The 19459-nt window shown below is 58.3% G+C and carries 17 protein-coding genes; 5 read left to right on the forward strand and 12 right to left on the reverse strand.

Annotated features, from left to right (window positions below):
- Positions 1 to 364: 364 nt before the first annotated feature.
- From secG to B5F12_RS08880, 11 genes are all read right to left on the reverse strand, one after another.
- Positions 365 to 601 carry a preprotein translocase subunit SecG gene (gene secG / locus B5F12_RS08830; protein ID WP_087233403.1) on the reverse strand — a complete coding sequence of 79 codons (237 nt, stop codon included), beginning with the start codon at positions 599 to 601 and terminating at the stop codon, positions 365 to 367.
- Between the two features lie 60 nt (positions 602 to 661).
- Positions 662 to 1732, reverse strand: a complete 1071-nt coding sequence (locus B5F12_RS08835) for a lysylphosphatidylglycerol synthase transmembrane domain-containing protein (protein WP_087233406.1) — start codon at positions 1730 to 1732, stop codon at positions 662 to 664.
- Positions 1729 to 2814: a glycosyltransferase gene (locus tag B5F12_RS08840; RefSeq protein ID WP_087233409.1), complete on the reverse strand. Its 1086-nt coding sequence runs from the start codon at positions 2812 to 2814 to the stop codon at positions 1729 to 1731. Before B5F12_RS08840 ends, B5F12_RS08835 begins: the two co-directional genes overlap by 4 nt.
- Positions 2815 to 2878: 64 nt before the next feature.
- Complete coding sequence (locus B5F12_RS08845; protein ID WP_158096648.1) at positions 2879 to 3403, reverse strand: 4'-phosphopantetheinyl transferase superfamily protein; 525 nt, start codon at positions 3401 to 3403, stop codon at positions 2879 to 2881.
- Positions 3404 to 3494: 91 nt separating this feature from the next.
- Positions 3495 to 4661 (reverse strand): phosphoglycerate dehydrogenase, encoded by a 1167-nt coding sequence (locus B5F12_RS08850; protein ID WP_087233415.1) that lies wholly within the window; start codon positions 4659 to 4661, stop codon positions 3495 to 3497.
- Between the two features lie 17 nt (positions 4662 to 4678).
- Positions 4679 to 5767, reverse strand: a complete 1089-nt coding sequence (gene serC, locus B5F12_RS08855) for a 3-phosphoserine/phosphohydroxythreonine transaminase (RefSeq protein ID WP_087233418.1) — start codon at positions 5765 to 5767, stop codon at positions 4679 to 4681.
- A gap of 451 nt (positions 5768 to 6218) precedes the next feature.
- Positions 6219 to 6557, reverse strand: a complete 339-nt coding sequence (locus tag B5F12_RS08860) for a histidine triad nucleotide-binding protein (protein ID WP_087233421.1) — start codon at positions 6555 to 6557, stop codon at positions 6219 to 6221.
- A gap of 38 nt (positions 6558 to 6595) precedes the next feature.
- Positions 6596 to 9250 carry an alanine--tRNA ligase gene (gene alaS / locus B5F12_RS08865; protein WP_087233424.1) on the reverse strand — a complete coding sequence of 885 codons (2655 nt, stop codon included), beginning with the start codon at positions 9248 to 9250 and terminating at the stop codon, positions 6596 to 6598.
- Positions 9251 to 9511: 261 nt separating this feature from the next.
- Entirely contained in the window at positions 9512 to 10099 is a 588-nt protein-coding gene (locus B5F12_RS08870) for a GrpB family protein (protein WP_087233427.1), read from the reverse strand.
- A 172-nt stretch (positions 10100 to 10271) separates the two neighbouring features.
- On the reverse strand, positions 10272 to 10970 hold the full coding sequence (locus B5F12_RS08875; protein ID WP_087233430.1) for a hypothetical protein: 699 nt from the start codon (positions 10968 to 10970) through the stop codon (positions 10272 to 10274).
- A gap of 44 nt (positions 10971 to 11014) precedes the next feature.
- The gene (locus B5F12_RS08880) at positions 11015 to 12691 is read right to left on the reverse strand and encodes a DUF3185 family protein (protein WP_087233433.1); all 1677 of its coding nucleotides are present in this window, start codon (positions 12689 to 12691) and stop codon (positions 11015 to 11017) included.
- Positions 12692 to 12963: 272 nt separating this feature from the next.
- Between B5F12_RS08880 and B5F12_RS08885 the strand changes: the two genes are divergently transcribed.
- From B5F12_RS08885 to B5F12_RS08905, 5 genes are all read left to right on the forward strand, one after another.
- Positions 12964 to 13260, forward strand: coding sequence for a helix-turn-helix transcriptional regulator (locus B5F12_RS08885; protein ID WP_087233436.1), 297 nt, complete (start codon positions 12964 to 12966; stop codon positions 13258 to 13260).
- 157 nt (positions 13261 to 13417) lie between these two features.
- Positions 13418 to 14992, forward strand: a complete 1575-nt coding sequence (locus B5F12_RS08890; protein ID WP_087233440.1) for an amidohydrolase — start codon at positions 13418 to 13420, stop codon at positions 14990 to 14992.
- 88 nt (positions 14993 to 15080) lie between these two features.
- Positions 15081 to 15446, forward strand: a complete 366-nt coding sequence (locus B5F12_RS08895; protein ID WP_087233443.1) for a hypothetical protein — start codon at positions 15081 to 15083, stop codon at positions 15444 to 15446.
- Between the two features lie 24 nt (positions 15447 to 15470).
- On the forward strand, positions 15471 to 15953 hold the full coding sequence (locus B5F12_RS08900; RefSeq protein WP_087233446.1) for an RNA polymerase sigma factor: 483 nt from the start codon (positions 15471 to 15473) through the stop codon (positions 15951 to 15953).
- A complete protein-coding gene (locus tag B5F12_RS08905) occupies positions 15946 to 16710 on the forward strand; it encodes a hypothetical protein (RefSeq protein WP_087233449.1) in 765 nt (254 codons plus the stop codon). Before B5F12_RS08900 ends, B5F12_RS08905 begins: the two co-directional genes overlap by 8 nt.
- A 59-nt stretch (positions 16711 to 16769) precedes the next feature.
- On the opposite strand, the gene clpB is transcribed toward B5F12_RS08905, so the two are convergent.
- Entirely contained in the window at positions 16770 to 19364 is a 2595-nt protein-coding gene (gene clpB, locus B5F12_RS08910; RefSeq protein ID WP_087233452.1) for an ATP-dependent chaperone ClpB, read from the reverse strand.
- Positions 19365 to 19459: the final 95 nt, after the last annotated feature.

Below are 19459 nucleotides of genomic sequence, written 5' to 3' on the forward strand. Positions count from 1 at the left end.
CGGGAACGCCGCACACACCAGAGTAGGCCCGGAGGTGGAAACCGCCTGGCTATAGGGCCAGCTGCCCAGAGCAGCCTGGTGTGGTGGCACGACTAGGTGCCACAGCAAGAGTGACGGGCCGAACATAGCCTTGACGCAGTTCTAGCCTCGTACCTCAGGGAGGTCCTTAGGGGGGAACGCCCTCAGCGATTCTTTCCCCGATTTCTCATCGGGGAGAAATCGGGCATAAGCGGAGCGTCCCTGGCTGGGGCGCTGGTTTCCGCCAGAGAAATTGAGGTTCAATCTATTTCGTGGTTTGGAACAGAAAGCAAAATAAAAACCCTCGACCGATGTGGTCGAGGGTTTTTCTCGCTCTCACTATTGTTTAGATCAGAGTCAGAACCATGGTCAGAACCAGGAACACGATGGCGACCCACTTGGTCATCTTGGCCATGCGGGCGTCGGCGGTCTTGGCCTTGTTCTTGGACAGGAAGGTGTCAGCAGCACCGGAGATGGCACCGGACAGACCAGCGCTCTTGCCGGACTGGAGCATCACGATGGCGATGAGGGCCAGAGACACCACGAAGTAAACGATAGACAGAATCAGCTGAGGAGTGGTCATGGAATTCAATCCTTTCAGTCACAGTCTAAAAATGGGCGCAACAGCCCTTACAAGTATTTTCTATGATACCACACCCCTCAGGGGATTGCAAGAGGTTTTCATATTTCTTCCGGCCATGTTTCGCCGCAGGTGCCCCACCAGGGTCACGCCCCCGGTGACCAGCAGCACCAGATAACAGCTCATGGTCCGGGAGAGAATCATGGCAGGAGCCACCAGTCCCGTGCCAAATACCGCCAAGAAGGTGCGCAGAAACACCCCTTCCGCCGCTCCTGCGGAACCAGGCAGCGGGAGAAAGCCCACCGCCACAGTGCACAGCACCTGGAGGGCCGCCACCTGCAACAGGCTCATGCCGGACAGGCCGAAGGCCCGATACACCAGGTAGGGCACCAGATAAGAGCACCCCAGCTGGGCCCCGCTGAGGGCCACCACACCCACCAGCACCAGAGGATTGCGGGCAATGACCCGGGCCCCCTGGCGGTACTGAGCCAGCACCCCCTCCAGCTTCTCCTCCAACGCTGCACGGTCCAGCCGCTTCACCAGGCCGCAGGCCAGGGCAATCCCGAAGCGGCCCAGGCGGCGGGCAAGTCCGGGGAGGAAGAGCAGCAAAATCATGGCCACATTCAGCACCACAAAGATGGCAAGGCCCACCCCGACGAGCACCCCCACCTGGCCGCCCAGCTGCTCCAGCAGGTCTCGGCCAAAGTAGAGGGCCGCCAGAGCGTAGCACACCACCGCCGTGTGGTAGCCAATGCTCACCAGCAGCATGTCGATGGTGCCGGACACCACCGGCACCCCGTCCCGGTTCATGTAATACACCTGGGCGGGCTGTCCTCCGGTGGCGGAGGGGGTGACGTTGCTGAAAAAGAACCCGGTGCACGAGTAAAAATAGCACCGCCGGAAGGGCTGGGCACAGCCCAGGGCCCCCAGCACCAGCCGGGTAGCCCCGGCCTCACAGGCGATGAACAGGGCCATCACCGGAAGGGCTAACAACAGGAACCGGGCATCCGCCCGGGCCATGGCCGCCGCCAGCTCCCGGGGGGACTGCTGGCTCAAAATGGTGTAGGCGGTGGCACACAGCAGCAGGCCCATGACTCCAAACCACACCAACTGTTTTTTGCTCCCCAGCTTCATGCGTACACCTTCTCTCCGGCCAGCTGCTCCACCACGGCGCACACCGCCGCCCGGCACATGGTGTTGGAGGCCTTCTCCATGGCTCGGCGCATACTGGCCAGCCCTGACTCGTCGTACAAGGTGCTCTCAATGGCCCACAGGCAGGCCTCCTCCTCCTTGTCTGCCAGGCGAGCCATCCCCGCCTCCAGCAGGAACCGGGCGTTCTCCCGCTCCTGGTCCAGGAAGGGGGCCCACACCAGCATGGGCAGGCGGCTGGCAATGGCCTCAAAGACGGTGATGCCTCCGGGCTTGGACAGCATCAGGTGGGCCCGGGCCATGTACTGGTCCACCTGGGTGGTGAAGCCCACCACCTCAATGTTCTCATATTTTCCGTGGAGGCGCTGATACAGTTTCTCATTGCGCCCGGTGAGAATGGTCACGTGGACCCCGGGCAGGTCATTGAGCTGCTCATAGAAGCGGTCCCGCCGGGGCATCAGCCCCAGGCCGCCCCCCATGATGAGCAGTTCCCGCTGGCCCCGGTTCGGTTTTCCCCCAGTGAACTGCTGGCCCACGGGAATGCCGGAGACCAGAATCCGCTCTGCCTCCACGCCCTTGTCCACCAGCCCCTGGCGCACCTGGTGCGAGGCCACCAGGTAGCAGTCGGTGCCGGGGTGGATCCACTCGCTGTGGCTGGTCACGTCGGTGATGCAGGTCACCAGGGGCATCACGCCCCCCTCCCGCTTGTACCGGGCCACCACCGAGGAGCACACGGGATGGGTGGACACCACCACATCCGCCCCCGTCTCAAAGAGCAGCTCTTCCAGATACTCCACCCATGCCCCGGCCAGGGGCATGTCCCCCTCCACGTTGCGGGTCAGACGGTGGAACAGGTTATACAGACCGCCGCCGTACTTCACCAGCCACCCAAACATCCGGTAGAGGGTGGGGGCCAGCTCGGGCATGGCGTAGTCAAAAAAATCCACGGTGTGCACCTGGTGCCCCTCCCGCTCCAGCTGCTGCTGCAGCGCTTGGGAGGCAGACCAGTGCCCCATACCAAATTTTCCGGTTAAAATCAGGACGTTCATGCCTTTGTTCTCCTTCATCCTAGTTCTCTCCTAGTGTACCAAAGGCATCTTAGATTTTCCCTCAGACCCGGTTAAGGTTTCCTTAAGGAGTGGTAAAAACTTCAACAAGATCCTCCAAGTTCACCCACTCGATGCCCTCCGGCGGGGTATCCTGGCAGCACACGGAGGCCCACCAGCCCTCCCCCTGGTAGCTCTTGTGGGGACAGGGAGGGGGCACAGGCACCTTCCGGGGCGGGTACAGGGGGGTGTCTCCCAGCTTGCAAAAGCTCTCTTTCAGGGTCCACAGGCGGGTAAAACTCCCGTCGGTGCCGTCAAAGAGGGGCATTTCCTCCTCTGCAAAGCAAAAGGCGGGCAAGCCGGGCCGATGGGACTTCACCAGCTCAATGTCCACCCCCACAGGACACTCCGACAGGGCGCACAGGGCGTAGCCCCCCGAGTGGGACAGAGACAGCCAGCGCCCCTCCCCGGGGATGAGGGGCTTGCCCCGATCACTGTACTCCAGCTCCGGCAGCTCTCCCCAGCCGTACTTGCGGGCGGCTAAACGCAGCAGCGGGCGGCTGAGCTTACGCCCGTCCTCCCCTTTCACGCCATAAATTTTCGTGGACATATCCACACCTCTCTCCATAAAAACAGCCTGCGAACCACACCGATTCGCAGGCTGTGTCTTGGTTTCATACTATCCGGGGATTGGGCGCTTGTCAAGAGATGACTCTCACCCGGATGATGCCGTCAATGGCACGGATGTCGTCAATGACGCTCTCTTCTACGGCAGACCCCACATCCACCAGGGTGTAGGCGAAGTCCCCCCGGGACTTGTTGGTCATGTTCTCCACGTTCACCCCGTCGCCGGAGAGCTGGGCGGTGATGTTGGCCAGCATGGCAGGGATGTTGCGGTGGATGATGCACAGACGCTGCACCCCGGACCGCTCCATCTCCACGTTGGGGAAGTTCACGGAGTTTTTGATGTTGCCGTTTTCCAGGAAGTCCCGCAGCTGCTGGGCGGCCATGATGGCGCAGTTGTCCTCGCTCTCGGGAGTGGAGGCGCCCAGGTGGGGAATGGGCACCACGTTGGGGGCCAGGGTAATGGTATTGTTGGGGAAGTCGGTGACGTAGCGGGCCACCTTGCCGCGCTCCAAAGCGGCCATCATGGCCTCGTCATCCACCAGCTCGCCACGGGCCAGATTGACCATGCGCACCCCGTCCTTCATCTGGGCAATGGTGTCGGCGTTGATGGTGTGGCGGGTGTCGGGGGTATAGGGCACGTGGATGGTCACATAGTCGCTGACCCGGTACAGCTCGGCCACATCCTTGACCACATGCACGTGGCGGTCCAGGCGCAGGGCGGTGTCCACCGACAGGAAGGGGTCATAGCCGTACACTTCCATTCCCAGGGACAGGGCCGCATTGGCCACCAGAGCGCCGATGGCGCCCAGGCCGATGACACCCAGGGTCTTGCGGTACAGCTCGGGGCCCACAAAGGCGGACTTGCCCTTCTCCACGGCAGCGGCCACATCGGTGTCGGGGGTGGCGGCCTGGGCCTTCACCCATTCCACGCCCCCCACCAGGTCCCGGGAGGCCATGAGCAGGGCGGCAAGCACCAGCTCCTTCACGCCGTTGGCGTTGGCCCCGGGGGTGTTGAACACCACAATCCCCTTCTGGGCGCACTCGGCCACCGGGATGTTGTTGGTGCCTGCCCCCGCCCGGGCGATGCCCCACAGGGTGTCGGGGAAGGGGTAGTCGTGGAGCTTGGCGGAGCGGACCAGAATGCCCTCCTCCCCCTCCACGCTGTCCCCCACCTGGTAGTCGGCGGGGAACTGGTTGAGCCCAACTTGGGCGATTTTATTCATGGTTTTGATACGAAACATGATGGTTTCCCCCTGTCTCAGCCGTTGACCTGGTCAAAGGCCCGGATGAAGTCCGCCAGCTTCTCCACCCCTTCGGTGGGCATGGCGTTGTAGATGGAGGCCCGCATGCCTCCCACGTTGCGGTGGCCCTTGAGGTTGACAAAGCCCGCCGCGGTGGCTTCGGCCACAAACTTGGCGTCCAAATCGGCGTTTCCGGTCCGGAAGGTGACGTTCATGTCGGAACGGCTCCCCTTCTGGGCCGGGCAGGTGAACAGCTTGGAGTCGTCCAGTACGTCGTAGAGCAGCTGGGCCTTGGCGTGCTTGATCTTCTCCATGCCTTCCACGCCGCCCCGCTCTTCCAGCCACTCCAGCACCAGCCCCAGCATGTAGATGCACCAGCAGGGGGGCGTGTTGTACATGGAGTCCTTGTCGATCATGGTCTTATAGTTCATGATGAGGGGGGTGTAGGGCAGCTCGTGGCCCGCCAGGTCCTCCCGGACAATGGCAATGGTGAGGCCCGCCGGGGCCAGATTCTTCTGCGCGCCGCCGTAGATGATGCCGTACTTGGACACGTCCACCACCCGGCTCATGAAGTCCGAGGACATGTCGCACACCAGAGGCACGTCCCCGGTGTCGGGCACATACTGCCACTCGGTACCGTAGATGGTATTGTTGGCGCAGTAGTGGAAGTAGCTGGCCTCCGGGTCCAGCTTCAGCTGGTCCTGGGTGGGGATATAGGTGTGGTTTTGGTCCTCGCTGGAGGCGGCCAGATTGATTTGGCCGTACTTTTTGGCCTCCTTGTAGGCGATGTTAGAGAAGTTGCCGGTGACGGCATAGTCCGCCTTTCCCGTCTTGCCAATGAGGTTCAGGGGCACCATGGAGAACTGGCCCGAAGCACCCCCCTGCAAAAACAGCACCTTATAGTTGTCAGGCACATGGAACAGGCGAATGAACCGCTCCTTGGTGTCCTGAAAGATCTTGTCAAAAACCTTAGATCGGTGGCTCATCTCCATCACTGACATGCCGGAGCCCTGATAATTGGTGATCTCTGACCCGGCTCGGGTGAGGACTTCCAGCGGAAGCATGGAAGGGCCTGCGGAAAAGTTGTATACACGTTGATTGCCCATGAGCAGTTTCTCCTCTCTGAGATTTTTCACATTATTATGCTATCACTTTAATGTGTTATATGACATTATAGTTCCAGGAAAGACATCTGTCAACGTCAAAAACACATCTGTGGTCTTTTTGGCAAACTCCCCTCGAATTGACGATTTTCCCCTGTCTGTTTTGTACAAAGCACCCATGGTTTTCGGGCAGCATCCCAGTGTATGCCGGAAGCCCGGAGAGGTTGCATAAAAAAGCCGCCCCCAGGTTTCACTGGGAGCAGCTTTCTCGTGCTCTGCCAAAGCCTCGCAGAGTTTTCCCGCCCGCAGGCGGGAAAATAAATTGAAATCCCGTATTTTCTGATGACATGTGCATCAGAAAATACACTTCTCAGCCCGCAAGCGTGCGAGCTTGCGAGTGCGACGCAGCGGGCTGCAACTCTTCGTAGAAAACGCTTGCGTTTTCGAGAGTTTTTTAGCCCGGAGGCCAGGTCATATCCCGGCCACCCAGGACGTGGAAGTGCAGGTGATGCACGCTCTGGCCCGCCTGCTCGCCGCAGTTGGACACCACACGGTAGCTGTCCAGGCCCAGGTCCTTTGCCACCTTGGCGATGACGGCCAGCATGTGGCCTGCCAGGGCGGCGTTGTCCTCGCTAACCTCTGCCACAGAGGCGATGTGCTGGCGGGGAATCACCAGGAAGTGGGTGGGTGCCTGGGGGTCGATGTCGTAGAAGGCCACGCACACCTCGTCCTCATACACCCGCTTGGAGGGAATCTCCCCCGCTGCGATCTTACAAAAGAGGCAATCAGACATGGTATCAACTCCTTTTCGATTGCATTTTACGGGATTGCTTACAGCCCCAATTTCATAGAGACAACGTTATCCACCATAGCCAGAGCATTATCCACCATGAGAGGATCTTTGCCGCCGCCCATGGCGGAGTCGGGCTTGCCGCCGCCGGAGCCGCCGGCGATGGCGGACACCTGCTTGATGATGTCGCCGGCCTTGATGCCCAGGCCCACAGCCTCCTTGCCGCAGGCGGCCACAAAGGTGATCTTGCCGCCGTTGACGGCTGCCAGAACTGCCACCACATTGGCGGCCTTGTCCTTGATGGCGTCGCCCATCTGGCGCAGGCGGTTGCCGTCGGCGTCGGGCACAGTGGCAGTGATGACCTTCAGGGGGCCCACATCGTGAGCGCCGAAGAGGATGCGGTCGGCCTCGCCAGCGGCTTCCTTGCTCTTGTACTGCTCAATGGCCTGACGGGCAGCCTTCAGGTCGGCCACCTGCTGCTCCAGCTTGGCAACCAGGTCGGCGGGGTTGGTCTTGAGAATCTGGGCAGCCTGGAAAATGAGCTCCTGATTGCGGTTCATGGTCTCCAGGGTCAGCTTGCCCACAGTGGCCTCAATGCGGCGCACGCCGCTGGCCACGGAGCCCTCGGACTTGATGCGGAAGGTGCCCACCTTGGCGGTGTTGTCCAGGTGGGTGCCGCCGCAGAACTCCATGGAGAAGTCGCCCATCTCCACCACGCGCACCACGTCGCCGTACTTCTCGCCGAACATGGCCACAGCGCCCTTGCGCTTGGCCTCGTCGATGGGCAGCACCTCGGTGATGACGGGGTAGCCGTTCAAGATGGCGTCGTTGACCAGCTTGTCCACCTGGGCCAGCTCCTCGGCGGAGATGCCCTCGAAGTGGGTGAAGTCGAAGCGGATGCGGTCGGGCTCCACCAGAGAGCCAGCCTGATGCACGTGGTCGCCCAGCACCTTTTTCAGGGCGGCATCCAGCAGGTGGGTGGCGGAGTGGGCACGGCGGATGGCCTGGCGGCGCTCCACGTCAATGGCGGCGGTCACGGTGTCGCCCACTTTCAGCACGCCACCGGTGAGCTTGCCGTAGTGCATATACTTGCCGCCCTTGTTCTTCTGCACGTCGTGGACGGTGAACACGGCCTCGCCCAGGGTGATGGTGCCGTGGTCGCCCACCTGGCCGCCCATCTCAGCATAGAAGGGGGTGCGGTCCAGCACCACGATGCCCTCCACGCCGCTCATCATCTCCTCGGCCTGGACGTTCTCCACCACCATGGCCAGCACCTTGGCGTCGTCGATGGTGTTGTGGTCGTAGCCCACAAACTCAGTCTCGGGCAGCTCCTTGCCGAACTCGATACCAGCCCAGCCCAGGTCGCCCAGGGCCTCACGGGCCTTACGGGCGCGGACCTTCTGCTCCTCCATGAAGGCGCGGAAGCCGGCCTCGTCCACGGTCAGGCCCTCGTCCTGAGCCATCTCGCTGGTCAGGTCGATGGGGAATCCATAGGTGTCGTAGAGCTTGAAGGTGTCCTCGCCGGAGAACACGGTCTCGCCCTTGGCCTTGTGCTGGGCCAGCATGTCGGAGAAAATCTTCAGGCCGCTGTCGATGGTCTTGGCGAAGTTCTCCTCCTCCACCCGGATGACCTTGGTGATATAGCTCTGCTTCTCCACCAGGTCGGGGTAAGCGGTGGCGTTGACCTCGATGACGGTGTCACACACCCGGTACAGGAAGGGGTCGTTGACGCCCAGCAGCTTGCCGTGGCGGGCAGCCCGGCGCAGCAGACGGCGCAGCACGTAGCCGCGGCCCTCGTTGGAGGGAAGCACGCCGTCGCAGATCATCATGGTGGCGGAGCGGATGTGGTCGGTGATGATACGCAGGGACACGTCACGGCTCTCGCTCTGGCCATAGTGGGCCCCGGTGATCTCGGAGACCTTGTTGGTGATGTTCATCACGGTGTCGGTGTCAAACAGGGAGTTGACGTTCTGGCACACGCAGGCCAGACGCTCCAGGCCCATGCCGGTGTCGATGTTCTTCTGGATGAGCTCGGTGTAGTGGCCCTCGCCATCGTTGTTGAACTGGGAGAAGACGTTGTTCCACACTTCCATATAGCGGTCGCAGTCACAGCCCACGGTGCACCCGGGCTTGCCGCAGCCGTACTCCTCGCCACGGTCGTAGTACACCTCGGAGCAGGGGCCGCAGGGGCCGGAGCCGTGCTCCCAGAAGTTGTCGGCCTTGCCGAAGCGGAAGATGCGCTCGGCGGGGATGCCGATCTCCTTGTTCCAGATCTCGAAGGCCTCATCGTCATCCTGGTAGATGGAGGGGTACAGGCGGTTGGGGTCCAGGCCCACCCACTCGGGGCTGGTCAGAAACTCCCAGCACCAGGTAATGGCCTCCCGCTTGAAGTAGTCGCCGAAGGAGAAGTTGCCCAGCATCTCAAAGTAGGTGCCGTGGCGGGCGGTCTTGCCGATGTTCTCAATGTCACCGGTGCGGATGCACTTCTGGCAGGTGGTGACACGGCGGCGGGGGGGCTCCTGCTCGCCGGTGAACCAGGGCTTCATGGGCGCCATGCCGCTGTTGATGAGCAGCAGAGAGGCGTCGTTCTGGGGAATCAGGGAAAAGCTGGGCAGACGCAGGTGTCCTTTGCTCTCAAAGAAGGACAGGAACATCTCACGCAGCTCGTTGACCCCGAAGGGCTTGGGGTTGCTCATGGGTCTATACCTCCATTATAAAAATTAACAAAATAAAAGCCCTTGCCAAACCACAGGGGCAAAGCCTACGCTTCACGGTACCACCCTGTTTATCCTCGGCAAGGACATCTCCAGTCATCCGATAACGGGGATGGGCCGCCCTGCTCCTCGCAGGAGACGAAACGGAGTGGCGCAGAGAAACCGCACTTGCCGGGGGCTCTCACTCTCCCCCCTCGCTTTGGGCCGCTGGTGGCTCTTTGGCTCCGCCATTGTCTTTAGCTGTTACATTTTATCACATTCTTGCCAGATGTCAAGGCAAGGGGCGGGAAAACCCTTGGCTTTCTGGGTATACCGCTGTACAAAGTCTGTCTTGGCCTTGGTGTACCCGTCCCGGTCATGCTCAAACTGCTTCCACAGCCCCAGCTTCAAGGTCTCATATTCCTTGGCCACCTCCGGGTGGTCTGTGAGATAATCCCGAAAATATAACTCGTCGTGGTCCCCTTGGCAGCGGACATGGATGTGAAAAACCTTTGGAGCAAAGCCCTCCTCGGTATAGCCTTTATTGAGGGAAACCCTCCGGGGACTCTGGCTCATACACAAGTAGCCGTTTCCCACCAGGGTCTCTCTCACCCGCTCCAAGTCTCCCTCTTTCTCCACCTCCACCAGAATGTCGATGATGGGCTTGGCCCAGATGCCGGGGATGGCCGTGGAGCCGATGTGATGGAGTTGGACACTGAGGGGAAGCATGGTTTGTAAGGTGGCTGCCTCTTCCTGGTACCAGTCCTTCCACACTTCCTGGTGGGGGGTGAGGAAAATGGGGAACAGCTGCCACAGCTCTTCCAGGGTCATGTCGGATAGTGATTTTCCCATGGTGCACCTCGTCTCCTTGTATTTTCCCTTATTATACCCAACCTGAGAAGGCAGGACAAGGACAGAAAAGCTTCTTTTAAACCACAAAAACCTCCTATGCTGCATGTCTATGACATACCACACAGGAGGTTTTTGTATTGTTCAGACTCGTTACAGACAACAAAAACTACGATTATTGATAGTCGTTGGATGAGATTCGTTCAAACACAAGGACATGCGTTCCATCCGTTATACTAAGCTGATTTCCTACCATGACACCTTCTATCGACAAACCTGAACCATCTGAAAAAATCATTTTTTCATTTTCCCACCGCCATGTGATTTCTTCATCTAAGTAACTCTCATCGCCCAGACTACGGTCCACCATCAAATGGTCCTCTCTTAACTCCAAAATGGAATTTTCCATCGAAGGCTGTCCATCTCTTTCACACAATCTGTACCTTCCAATGCCATCAACTGTCCCAGCTCTGTTGTAAACGTATACCCCTCCCTGTTCTCCATAGATGGTGAGTGTATCCTTCTCTTGTTCAAACTGGTAGTACGCCCTATCGTCAAAAGAGATGGAAGTTCCATCATGAACAATCGTATAACTGCCATTGCATGCCCCATTAAGGATCTCATAGACATCAAACATATTTGCAGAATAAGTTCCATCTTCATAGAGTGAAAAAGAGTGCAGTAAGACATAATCAGAAACATAATCATTGTCTAACAGTGCTTGAAAATCTAATTCTTCATTTATCGTCTGGCTGAAATCCAGTACCCAGCTTCCTGTCAATGTACGATTGCTTTTTGTGGAATTACATCCACACATCAACAAAAAGACTGCGCAAGCCAGCAGAAGCAGGTTCACTTGTTTCATATATTTCATAAATGCCCTTCCTATCTTTCTATAAAATCGGTTTCCACAGATTTTTACGCAGCCGGAACCAATTCACACCCGGAAATAACAACATCCCACGGGCCAAAGTCACTAAAAAGCTCTCCATCTTCAGCATCCAGCTCTATTTTCAAGTCTTTTATGCCCGAAACATCTACAGAAAACTTTATAGGCCCATTGAAATTAGTTGTGTTGTATTCACACAGCAACACACCATCCCCCCAGCACTTCAACCCAACACGCATCTCTTGTGATTTCGGAGCTGATGAGAAAAGCACGCCCTTTAGCGTTGCATATTTTCCTGATATCCGATAGGTTTCACTTCCTTCAGTAGTCAGATTATCAAAGAATTCTGTCCCAAAACAATCGGTTTCCACCTCTTCATATTGAAATTCTCCACCGTCTGTACGATACGATTCCAAGTCAGACAGTTTTACCGGAGCCAGATTGCGGTAATACTCCGCAAGAGTTTGCAGCTCTGCATCATCTTCCATCGTCATCAACGCATTGTTGACGATGGAGAGAGCCGCCTGAAATCCCTCATTGGTGTAGGCATTCTTGGCCGCCTGGACAGTGGTATCTCGGAAGGCATCCTTACAGCGGTTATACGCCAATACCACCTCAGAATCAGTTTCGTAGTCGCCGATTCGATCGCTGATCAACTCAATGGCCGTGTCATACTCCTTAGATGCTTCATATGTTTCTACCGCTTTGAGAATTTCGGTTTTTCCCAGCTGATGCACCCGTTCCTCCAGCTTGGCATCGGAACCGATCAATTGCAAAGCGGTTTCTACTTCCCGAACTGCCCCACTGTAATCTTCTGTACTTTCCAGCTCATCCGCCTTTTTCAGCACAGATGCTTTATATTCTTCGATCGCCTGCTCATATTGCTCTCGAATTTCTGCATCGATATCCAGGTTTGGCACCTTACGTTTCACATAGCTAATGACTTCGGTGTATTTTTGGTCTCCCTCGTAACTGCTACGAATCTCGTCCAACCGTGCCTTGATGATATCAACACGCAGCTTCTCCGCCTTTTGATAGCAGGTCCAAGTGGTGTCAATGGCCTCAGTTTTCTCCAGCGCCAAATCATATTCGCCCGATTCATAGTAATCCACAGCCGTTGCGTATTCTCCAGCGGCCTTTCTATCCACATCTCTCTGGGGGTCCGTCCAATAGACATATCCAAATCGGGCCAGCACCGCAATTCCAATCACAGCTACCAGTGCCACCCCGCCCAATATGCACATTTTACGGGTGATTTTTATTCCCTTTTTCTCCTTCGGTTCCTCACTTTGCTGATTCAACGCATCGCTTTCCTCATCCACCGGCAATGGTTGCTCCACCGTCCAGTCGTTCTCTTTCTCCTGCTCTGGAGCCACTTGATCAACGTGGAGCTCTGTACCAGTTCCCTCCACACGCTCCACATCATTCTCGTGGGATGGTGCATCGTTTTTACATTGGATAGGAACACTATATTCCTGATGTTGCACATTGGCCCCACCCTTACCGTGTCTTTTATAGAGGGACCAGCCGCAGACCAGTGCGCCAATCACAGCAACTACTGCTCCGATTATGATATAGATGGTCCCCGGATTTGTCGTGCCTGTACTGAGCAAGCTGGAAAGCTGCGCCTCGATGCTATTGTTTTGGAGGTATCCATATCCAGCACAAGCCACTCCCAATACCAACAAAATAGCTCCTAAAATCATGTAAATCCGCCCTTTTCTCTATACTCTCTCTGAATGATAGCCTTTCAAAAGTTGTTGACAAACATATGCCGTTCCCTACACCGTCCTCCTTGCACCTCCGTCTCATCCTGAGATATTTCATCCATTGACGTGCATAACAAATTGCTGGAATTACCTTTCCATTTCTACCCAGAGTATAACATGGCTCAACATCATATTCAACAATTAGTTTTTTATTTTTCAACCAAAAGTTTATCTCCTTTGAATAAAATGAGCTAAACCGAGGTGATAAAATGGAAATATTAGGCGAAAAAATAAAAGAATATCGAACTTCCATTAAAATGACGCAACAAGATTTTGCATATCGGCTGGGAGTCACCGGGGCTTCCGTCTCTGCGTATGAAAATGGCACAAGAACCCCCTCGTTCGATGTTCTTGTCCGTATTGCGAATATCCTTGGTGTAACCACGGATGATTTATTGGGTCGGAAAAAGTCTCATAAAATCACCATAGATGTGACGGACTTGACAAATGAACAACGGAAAGTGATTCAAGACCTGATTCGGATATTTTCCCAAGAGAATAAATAATGTTCCTTTCTTTTTGACGAGACTGGAGTTGGAGATATAACATAAGAACAGGCAGGAAACGGAGACTGCGTTTGCAGTCTCCGTTTCCATATTCATGGTGTCCCTGTTGCTACCCGCATCAAAAAGGGGCATAATAGAGAAAAAGGAGGTTGCTGCCATGAACCGCACGTTATTTGTCAACGGCCCCATTCTCACCATGGAGTCCCCCGTGCCCACCGATGCCCTGTTAGTGGAAGATGGGCGTATTGTCGCCCTGGGCACCGATGCCCTCAACGCCACCGGAGCCACCAAGGTGGACTTGCAGGGGGACGCCCTGCTGCCCGCTTTTGTGGACCCCCACAGTCACCTGTCCGCCGCCGCCAACAGCCTGTTGCAGGTGCCCCTGGGGGAGGTGTCCGACTTCGCCCAATTGGAGGCGGCGGTGGCCTCCTTCATTCGGGACAACCACATTCCCGCCGGACAGTGGGTGTTCGGCCAGGGCTACGACCACAACCACCTCACCGAGCACGCCCACCCCACCCGTGAACTGTTGGACAAGGCCGCCCCCCATAACCCGGTGGTCATCCAGCACGCCTCGGGACATATGGGGGTGTTCAACTCCGCCGCCCTCCACCAGCTGTTCCTCACGGGGAGCACCCCCGACCCGGAGGGGGGCACCTTTGGCCGAAAAGGCGGGGAACTCACCGGATATGCCGAGGAAAACGCCTTTGTGAACAACCTCCGTAAGGCCCCCATGCCCGGGTTTGACCAGTTGAAAGAGGCCTTTGCCCGAGCCCAGCACACCTACGCCGCCCACGGCATCACCACCGCCCAAGAGGGCATGATGGCCGCGGAACTCTTCCCCCTCTATCAGGGGCTGTTGGCCCAAAATGCCCTGACCTTGGACGTGGTGGGCTATCCCGGCGTGGCCGACCTCCACGCCGCCCGGGTGGCTTTCCCCGACTGTGTGAATGGCTACCACAATGGTCTGCGGCTGGGCGGCGTGAAAATCTTCTTGGACGGCTCCCCCCAGGGGCGCACCGCCTGGCTGCGCACCCCCTACCAGGGGGAGAGCGAGTACCGGGGCTACCCCACCATGACGGATGAGCAAGTGGAGCAGGCCCTCACCCTGGCGGCTCAGGAAGGAGTTCAGATTCTGGCCCACTGCAACGGCGACGCCGCCGCCCAGCAGTATCTGGACATGGGGGCCAAAGTCATGCAGAGCCACCCCAACCTCCGGGACGTGCGCCCGGTGATCATCCACGCCCAGCTCATGGGGGTGGACCAGCTGCCCCAGGCCAAGGCCTTGGGGTTCACCCCCTCCTTCTTTGTGGCCCATGTGTACCACTGGGGAGACATCCACCTGCAAAACCTGGGGGCCAAGCGGGCCGCCGCCATCTCCCCCGCCAAGGCCGCCCTGGATTTGGGGATGCCCTTCACCTTCCACCAGGACACCCCCGTCATCCCCTGCGACATGTTGGAGACTGTCTGGTGTGCCGTCAACCGGGTGACCAAAAACGGAGTGCAGCTGGGCCCCGAGCAGCGCATCCCCGTGTATGAGGCGTTGAAGGCGGTGACCGTCCACGCCGCCTGGCAGTACGGTGAGGAGAAGGAAAAGGGCACTCTGGCGGTGGGCAAGCAGGCCAATCTGGTGCGGCTGTCCGCCAACCCCCTGGAGGTACGGCCGGAAAACCTGCGGGAGGTCTCTGTGGTGTCCACCTGGAAGCAGGGCGAGGTGCTGTACCAGGGTTAAAAAATTTCCCCTCTGGTGAATGGATTTCCCTTCGTGAATCGTATGAGTAGTGAAACCGGAAAAATGAAACGAATATGGAGGGATTGCTATGTTAAAACTTGTTGCAGGTCTGGTGGCAGGCGCCACCCTTCTCACGGTGGGCACCGTGTCCGCCTTCGCCTCTTCTCAGGACAACTGCTTCGGCGACTGCCAGAAAACCCGGGTGTGTGACACCGCCAATTGTTCCGCCCAGTGCTATGTGGACGAGGACGGCGATGGGGTGTGCGACAACCGGGGCACCGTCTGCGATGGACGGTATTATGTGGATGTGGACCAGAACGGCGTATGTGACAACCAGGGCCAGAACTATGTGGACGCCGACAACGACGGCATCTGCGACAACCAGGGCACCCACTGCAACGGCGGTGGACAAGGGCACCACGGCAACGGCTACCGGGGCGGACACCACGGATAATTCGACACAAAGCAGGGTGGTTTCATGAGGAGTGAAGAGGAGGTCACCAGGGCCATTGAGACGTACTCTGACACCGTCCAACGGCTCTGTCTCATCCATCTGAAAAATCAGGCGGACACAGAGGACATTTTTCAAACGGTGTTTTTGAAATATGCCCTCTGTTCCACCGTGTTTGAAAGCCCCGAGCACGAGAAGGCGTGGCTCATCCGGGTGACCCTCAACGCCTGCAAAGACCTTCTCAAAAGCTTCTTCCGCTCTCGCACTGTCCCTCTGGATTCTCTTCTGGAGCAGGCCGCCCCGGAGGTGGAGGACCACAGCGAGGTGCTCCAGGCGGTGCTCACGCTGCCGGAGAAGTACCGACAGGTGATTTACTTACACTACTACGAGGGGTACACCGCCCCGGAGATCGGGAACCTGCTGAACAAAAATGTCAATTCCGTGTACACTCTGCTGAATCGAGCCAAAAAACAGCTGAAAGAGGCGTTGGGAGGTGAGGCGCTTGGATAACCGCATGAGAGAGGCCTTTGACCAGGTCCACGCCTCTCAGGAGCTGAAAGCCCGCACCCGAACCCAAGTGCTCCAGGCCATGGAGGCCCAGCGCAAGCCCGCCCGAGCGGTGTGGAAGCCAGTGTGCGCCCTGGCGGCGTGTCTGCTGGTGGTGGTGCTGGGCCTGGGTGGGTATCACCTCTATTTCACCCCCACTTCGGTGATTAGCATTGACATAAACCCCTCTCTGGAGGTGGACGTGAACCGTCTGGGGCGGGTCATTGCCCTCCACGGCTACAACGAGGACGGGGAAGAATTTGCCGCCTCCCTGGACGTGCTGCACCAGAACTACCAGCAGGCGGTGGACGAGATTTTAAACAGCGACACCATTGTGGACTGCCTCAATGAGGGCGGGTTTTTGTCCGTGTCGGTGGTGGAGCTGAGCGGGAACCAGGGAGAGGAGATTACAACCTATGTCTCCAACTGCACCTCCGGTCACCACAACGTCTCCTGTTCCACCATCTCCTCAGAGGAAGCCCACGAGGCCCATCACGTGGGCCTGTCCTATGGAAAATATGAGATTTACGCCCAGATTGCAGCCTACGACCTGGACTTCACCCCGGAAGAGGCCAACAAGATGACCATGCGGGAACTGCGGGAGCTACTGGCCAGCCTCCAGGCGGAACATCCCGACATTACCCCGCCCCCGGTGGACGAGACGGGCAGCGGCTGCGGGAATGGAAATGGGCATAAACATGGAAATGGAAACCACGAATAACAAAGAATGAGCCCGGAAGGGAGCGGTTTTGCTCCCTTCCGGGCTCTTTCGTATGCTGTTTATCGGATAACCAGTTCGTCCCCCTGGCGGTCCACAGTGATGGTGCTGTCGGGGGTCACCTCTCCGGCGATGATCTTGCGGCCCACCAGATTCTCCACGGTGTGCTGCAAGTAGCGGCGCAGAGGCCGAGCGCCATACATGGGGTCGTAGGCGGACTCCAGCACCAGGTCCTTGGCGGCGTCGGTGAGGACCACATGCAGCCGCTTGTCCTCCAGACGGCGGTTGAGGGAGTCCAGCTGCAAGTCGATGATGTGGAAGATGTTGTCCTTCGTCAAGGGCTTGTAGAACACGATCTCGTCCAGACGATTGAGGAACTCAGGCCGGAAGGAGCGGCGCAGCAGCTCCTGCACCTGATTCCGGGCCTCCTCGCTGATCTCGCCGTCGGGCTGGATGCCGTCCAGCAGGAACTGGCTGCCCAGGTTGGAAGTGAGGATGATGACGGTGTTCTTGAAGTCCACGGTGCGGCCCTGGCTGTCGGTGATACGGCCATCGTCCAGCACCTGGAGCAGCACGTTGAACACATCGGGATGGGCCTTCTCCACCTCGTCAAACAGGATGACGGAGTAGGGGTGACGGCGCACCGCCTCAGTGAGCTGGCCGCCCTCCTCGTAGCCCACGTATCCGGGAGGGGCTCCGATGAGGCGGGACACGGAGAACTTCTCCATGTACTCGCTCATGTCAATGCGCACCAGGTTCTTCTCGCTGTCAAAGAGGGCCTCGCTGAGGGTCTTGGCCAGCTCGGTTTTACCCACGCCCGTGGGGCCCAGGAACAGGAAGGAGCCGATGGGCTTGTTGGGGTCGGCGATGCCGGCCCGGGAGCGGAGGATGGCCTCAGAAACCAGGCGCACGGCCTCGTCCTGACCCACCACACGCTGGTGGAGAATGTCCTCCAGGTGCAGCAGCTTCTCCCGCTCGCCCTCCATGAGCTTGGCCACGGGGATGCCGGTCCAGCGCTCCACAATGCGGGCAATCTCCTCTTCGGTGACCTTATCCCGGAGCAGATGATTCTCCTTTTGATTGGCAGCAATGGCCTCCTCCTCCTGCAACTGCTTTTGCAGGGCAGGGATGGTGCCATATTGCAGCTGGGCGGCCTTCTCCAGGTCGTACTCCCGCTGGGCCTTCTCCAGCTGGGCATTGGCCTGCTCCAGGTCCTCCCGCAGTTTCTGCACCTTGCCAATGGCGTTCTTCTCGTTCTCCCACTTGGCCTTGCCGGCGTTGAACTCGTCCCGCATCTCGGCCAACTCCTTCTGGATATCGGCCAGACGGGCCTTGGATAACTCGTCCTCCTCCTTCTTCAGGGCGGCCTCCTCGATCTCGTGCTGGATGATCTTCCGGGAGATCACGTCCAGCTCGGTGGGCATGGAGTCCATCTCGGTGCGGATAAGGGCGCAGGCCTCGTCGATGAGGTCGATGGCCTTATCGGGGAGGAATCGGTCGGTGATATACCGGTCGGACAGGGTGGCGGCGGCCACGATGGCGCCGTCGGTGATCTTCACGCCGTGGAACACCTCATAGCGCTCCTTCAGGCCACGGAGAATGGCCACGGCGTCCTCCACCGTGGGCTCGTTGACCATGACAGGCTGGAAGCGGCGCTCCAGGGCGGCGTCCTTCTCAATATACTGGCGGTACTCGTTGAGGGTGGTGGCGCCGATGCAGTGCAGCTCGCCCCGGGCCAGCAGAGGCTTCAACAGGTTGCCAGCGTCCATAGCGCCCTCGGTTTTCCCGGCGCCCACAATGGTGTGCAGCTCGTCGATGAACAGGATGATGCGTCCCTCGGACTTCTTCACCTCGTTCAAAACGGCCTTTAACCGCTCCTCAAACTCGCCCCGGTACTTGGCGCCTGCAATCAGAGCGCCCATATCCAGGGCAAAAATAGTCTTGTCTTTCAGGCCCGCGGGCACATCGCCCTTGACAATCCGCTGGGCCAGGCCCTCGGCAATGGCGGTCTTACCCACGCCAGGCTCGCCGATGAGCACGGGGTTGTTCTTGCTCTTGCGGGACAAAATGCGGATGACGTTGCGGATCTCGTCGTCACGGCCGATGACGGGGTCCAGCTTGTTCTGCCGGGCCCGCTCCACCAGGTCAGTGCCGTACTTTTTCAGAGCCTCGTAGGTCTCCTCGGGGTTGTCGCTGGTGACCCGCTGGTTGCCCCGCAGGGCGGCCAGGGCCTGCATCACCTTTTCCCGCTCCAGGCGGTAGGTGGTGAGGGTGGGCTTGATGGTGCTGTCGGCCTTGTCCATCAGGGCCAGCAGCAGGTGCTCCACCGACACGTACTCGTCCTTCATACTGGTGGCCACTTCCAGAGCGGCGTTCATGGCCTGATCCACACCGGAAGAGATATACACCTGGTCGGCTCTCCGGCCAGAGCCGGATACCTTGGGCAGCTTCTCCACCTCGTGGCGCAGGGCGGCGTCCAGAGACTCCACCGTCACCCCCATGTGGGTCAGCAGCTGAGGCACAAAGCCTCCCTCCTGCTCCACCAGGGCGCAGAGCAGATGCACCTGCTCAATCTGTTGATTTCCATATTCCGTGGCCAGGGTCTGGGCGGCCTGCACCGCCTCCAGGGACTTCTGGGTAAACTGATTCATATTCATAAGGCTACACTCCTTTGCATGGGGTGCTTGGGAGCCCCTCGACTCCCGCCCCAATCTGTTGTTTGACCTTAGTATACCTCTTCGCTAGGAAAAAT

The organism is Pseudoflavonifractor sp. An176 (assembly GCF_002160435.1).
GTDB classification, from domain to species: Bacteria; Bacillota; Clostridia; order Oscillospirales; family Oscillospiraceae; genus Enterenecus; species Enterenecus faecium.

Coding starts and splice junctions, on each gene's coding strand:
- secG (WP_087233403.1), bottom strand. CDS start 601: ATGACCACTCCTCAGCTGATTCTGTCTATCGTTTACTTCGTGGTGTCT.
- B5F12_RS08835 (WP_087233406.1), bottom strand. CDS start 1,732: ATGAAGCTGGGGAGCAAAAAACAGTTGGTGTGGTTTGGAGTCATGGGC.
- B5F12_RS08840 (WP_087233409.1), bottom strand. CDS start 2,814: ATGAAGGAGAACAAAGGCATGAACGTCCTGATTTTAACCGGAAAATTT.
- B5F12_RS08845 (WP_158096648.1), bottom strand. CDS start 3,403: ATGTCCACGAAAATTTATGGCGTGAAAGGGGAGGACGGGCGTAAGCTC.
- B5F12_RS08850 (WP_087233415.1), bottom strand. CDS start 4,661: ATGTTTCGTATCAAAACCATGAATAAAATCGCCCAAGTTGGGCTCAAC.
- serC (WP_087233418.1), bottom strand. CDS start 5,767: ATGGGCAATCAACGTGTATACAACTTTTCCGCAGGCCCTTCCATGCTT.
- B5F12_RS08860 (WP_087233421.1), bottom strand. CDS start 6,557: ATGTCTGATTGCCTCTTTTGTAAGATCGCAGCGGGGGAGATTCCCTCC.
- alaS (WP_087233424.1), bottom strand. CDS start 9,250: ATGAGCAACCCCAAGCCCTTCGGGGTCAACGAGCTGCGTGAGATGTTC.
- B5F12_RS08870 (WP_087233427.1), bottom strand. CDS start 10,099: ATGGGAAAATCACTATCCGACATGACCCTGGAAGAGCTGTGGCAGCTG.
- B5F12_RS08875 (WP_087233430.1), bottom strand. CDS start 10,970: ATGAAATATATGAAACAAGTGAACCTGCTTCTGCTGGCTTGCGCAGTC.
- B5F12_RS08880 (WP_087233433.1), bottom strand. CDS start 12,691: ATGATTTTAGGAGCTATTTTGTTGGTATTGGGAGTGGCTTGTGCTGGA.
- B5F12_RS08885 (WP_087233436.1), top strand. CDS start 12,964: ATGGAAATATTAGGCGAAAAAATAAAAGAATATCGAACTTCCATTAAA.
- B5F12_RS08890 (WP_087233440.1), top strand. CDS start 13,418: ATGAACCGCACGTTATTTGTCAACGGCCCCATTCTCACCATGGAGTCC.
- B5F12_RS08895 (WP_087233443.1), top strand. CDS start 15,081: ATGTTAAAACTTGTTGCAGGTCTGGTGGCAGGCGCCACCCTTCTCACG.
- B5F12_RS08900 (WP_087233446.1), top strand. CDS start 15,471: ATGAGGAGTGAAGAGGAGGTCACCAGGGCCATTGAGACGTACTCTGAC.
- clpB (WP_087233452.1), bottom strand. CDS start 19,364: ATGAATATGAATCAGTTTACCCAGAAGTCCCTGGAGGCGGTGCAGGCC.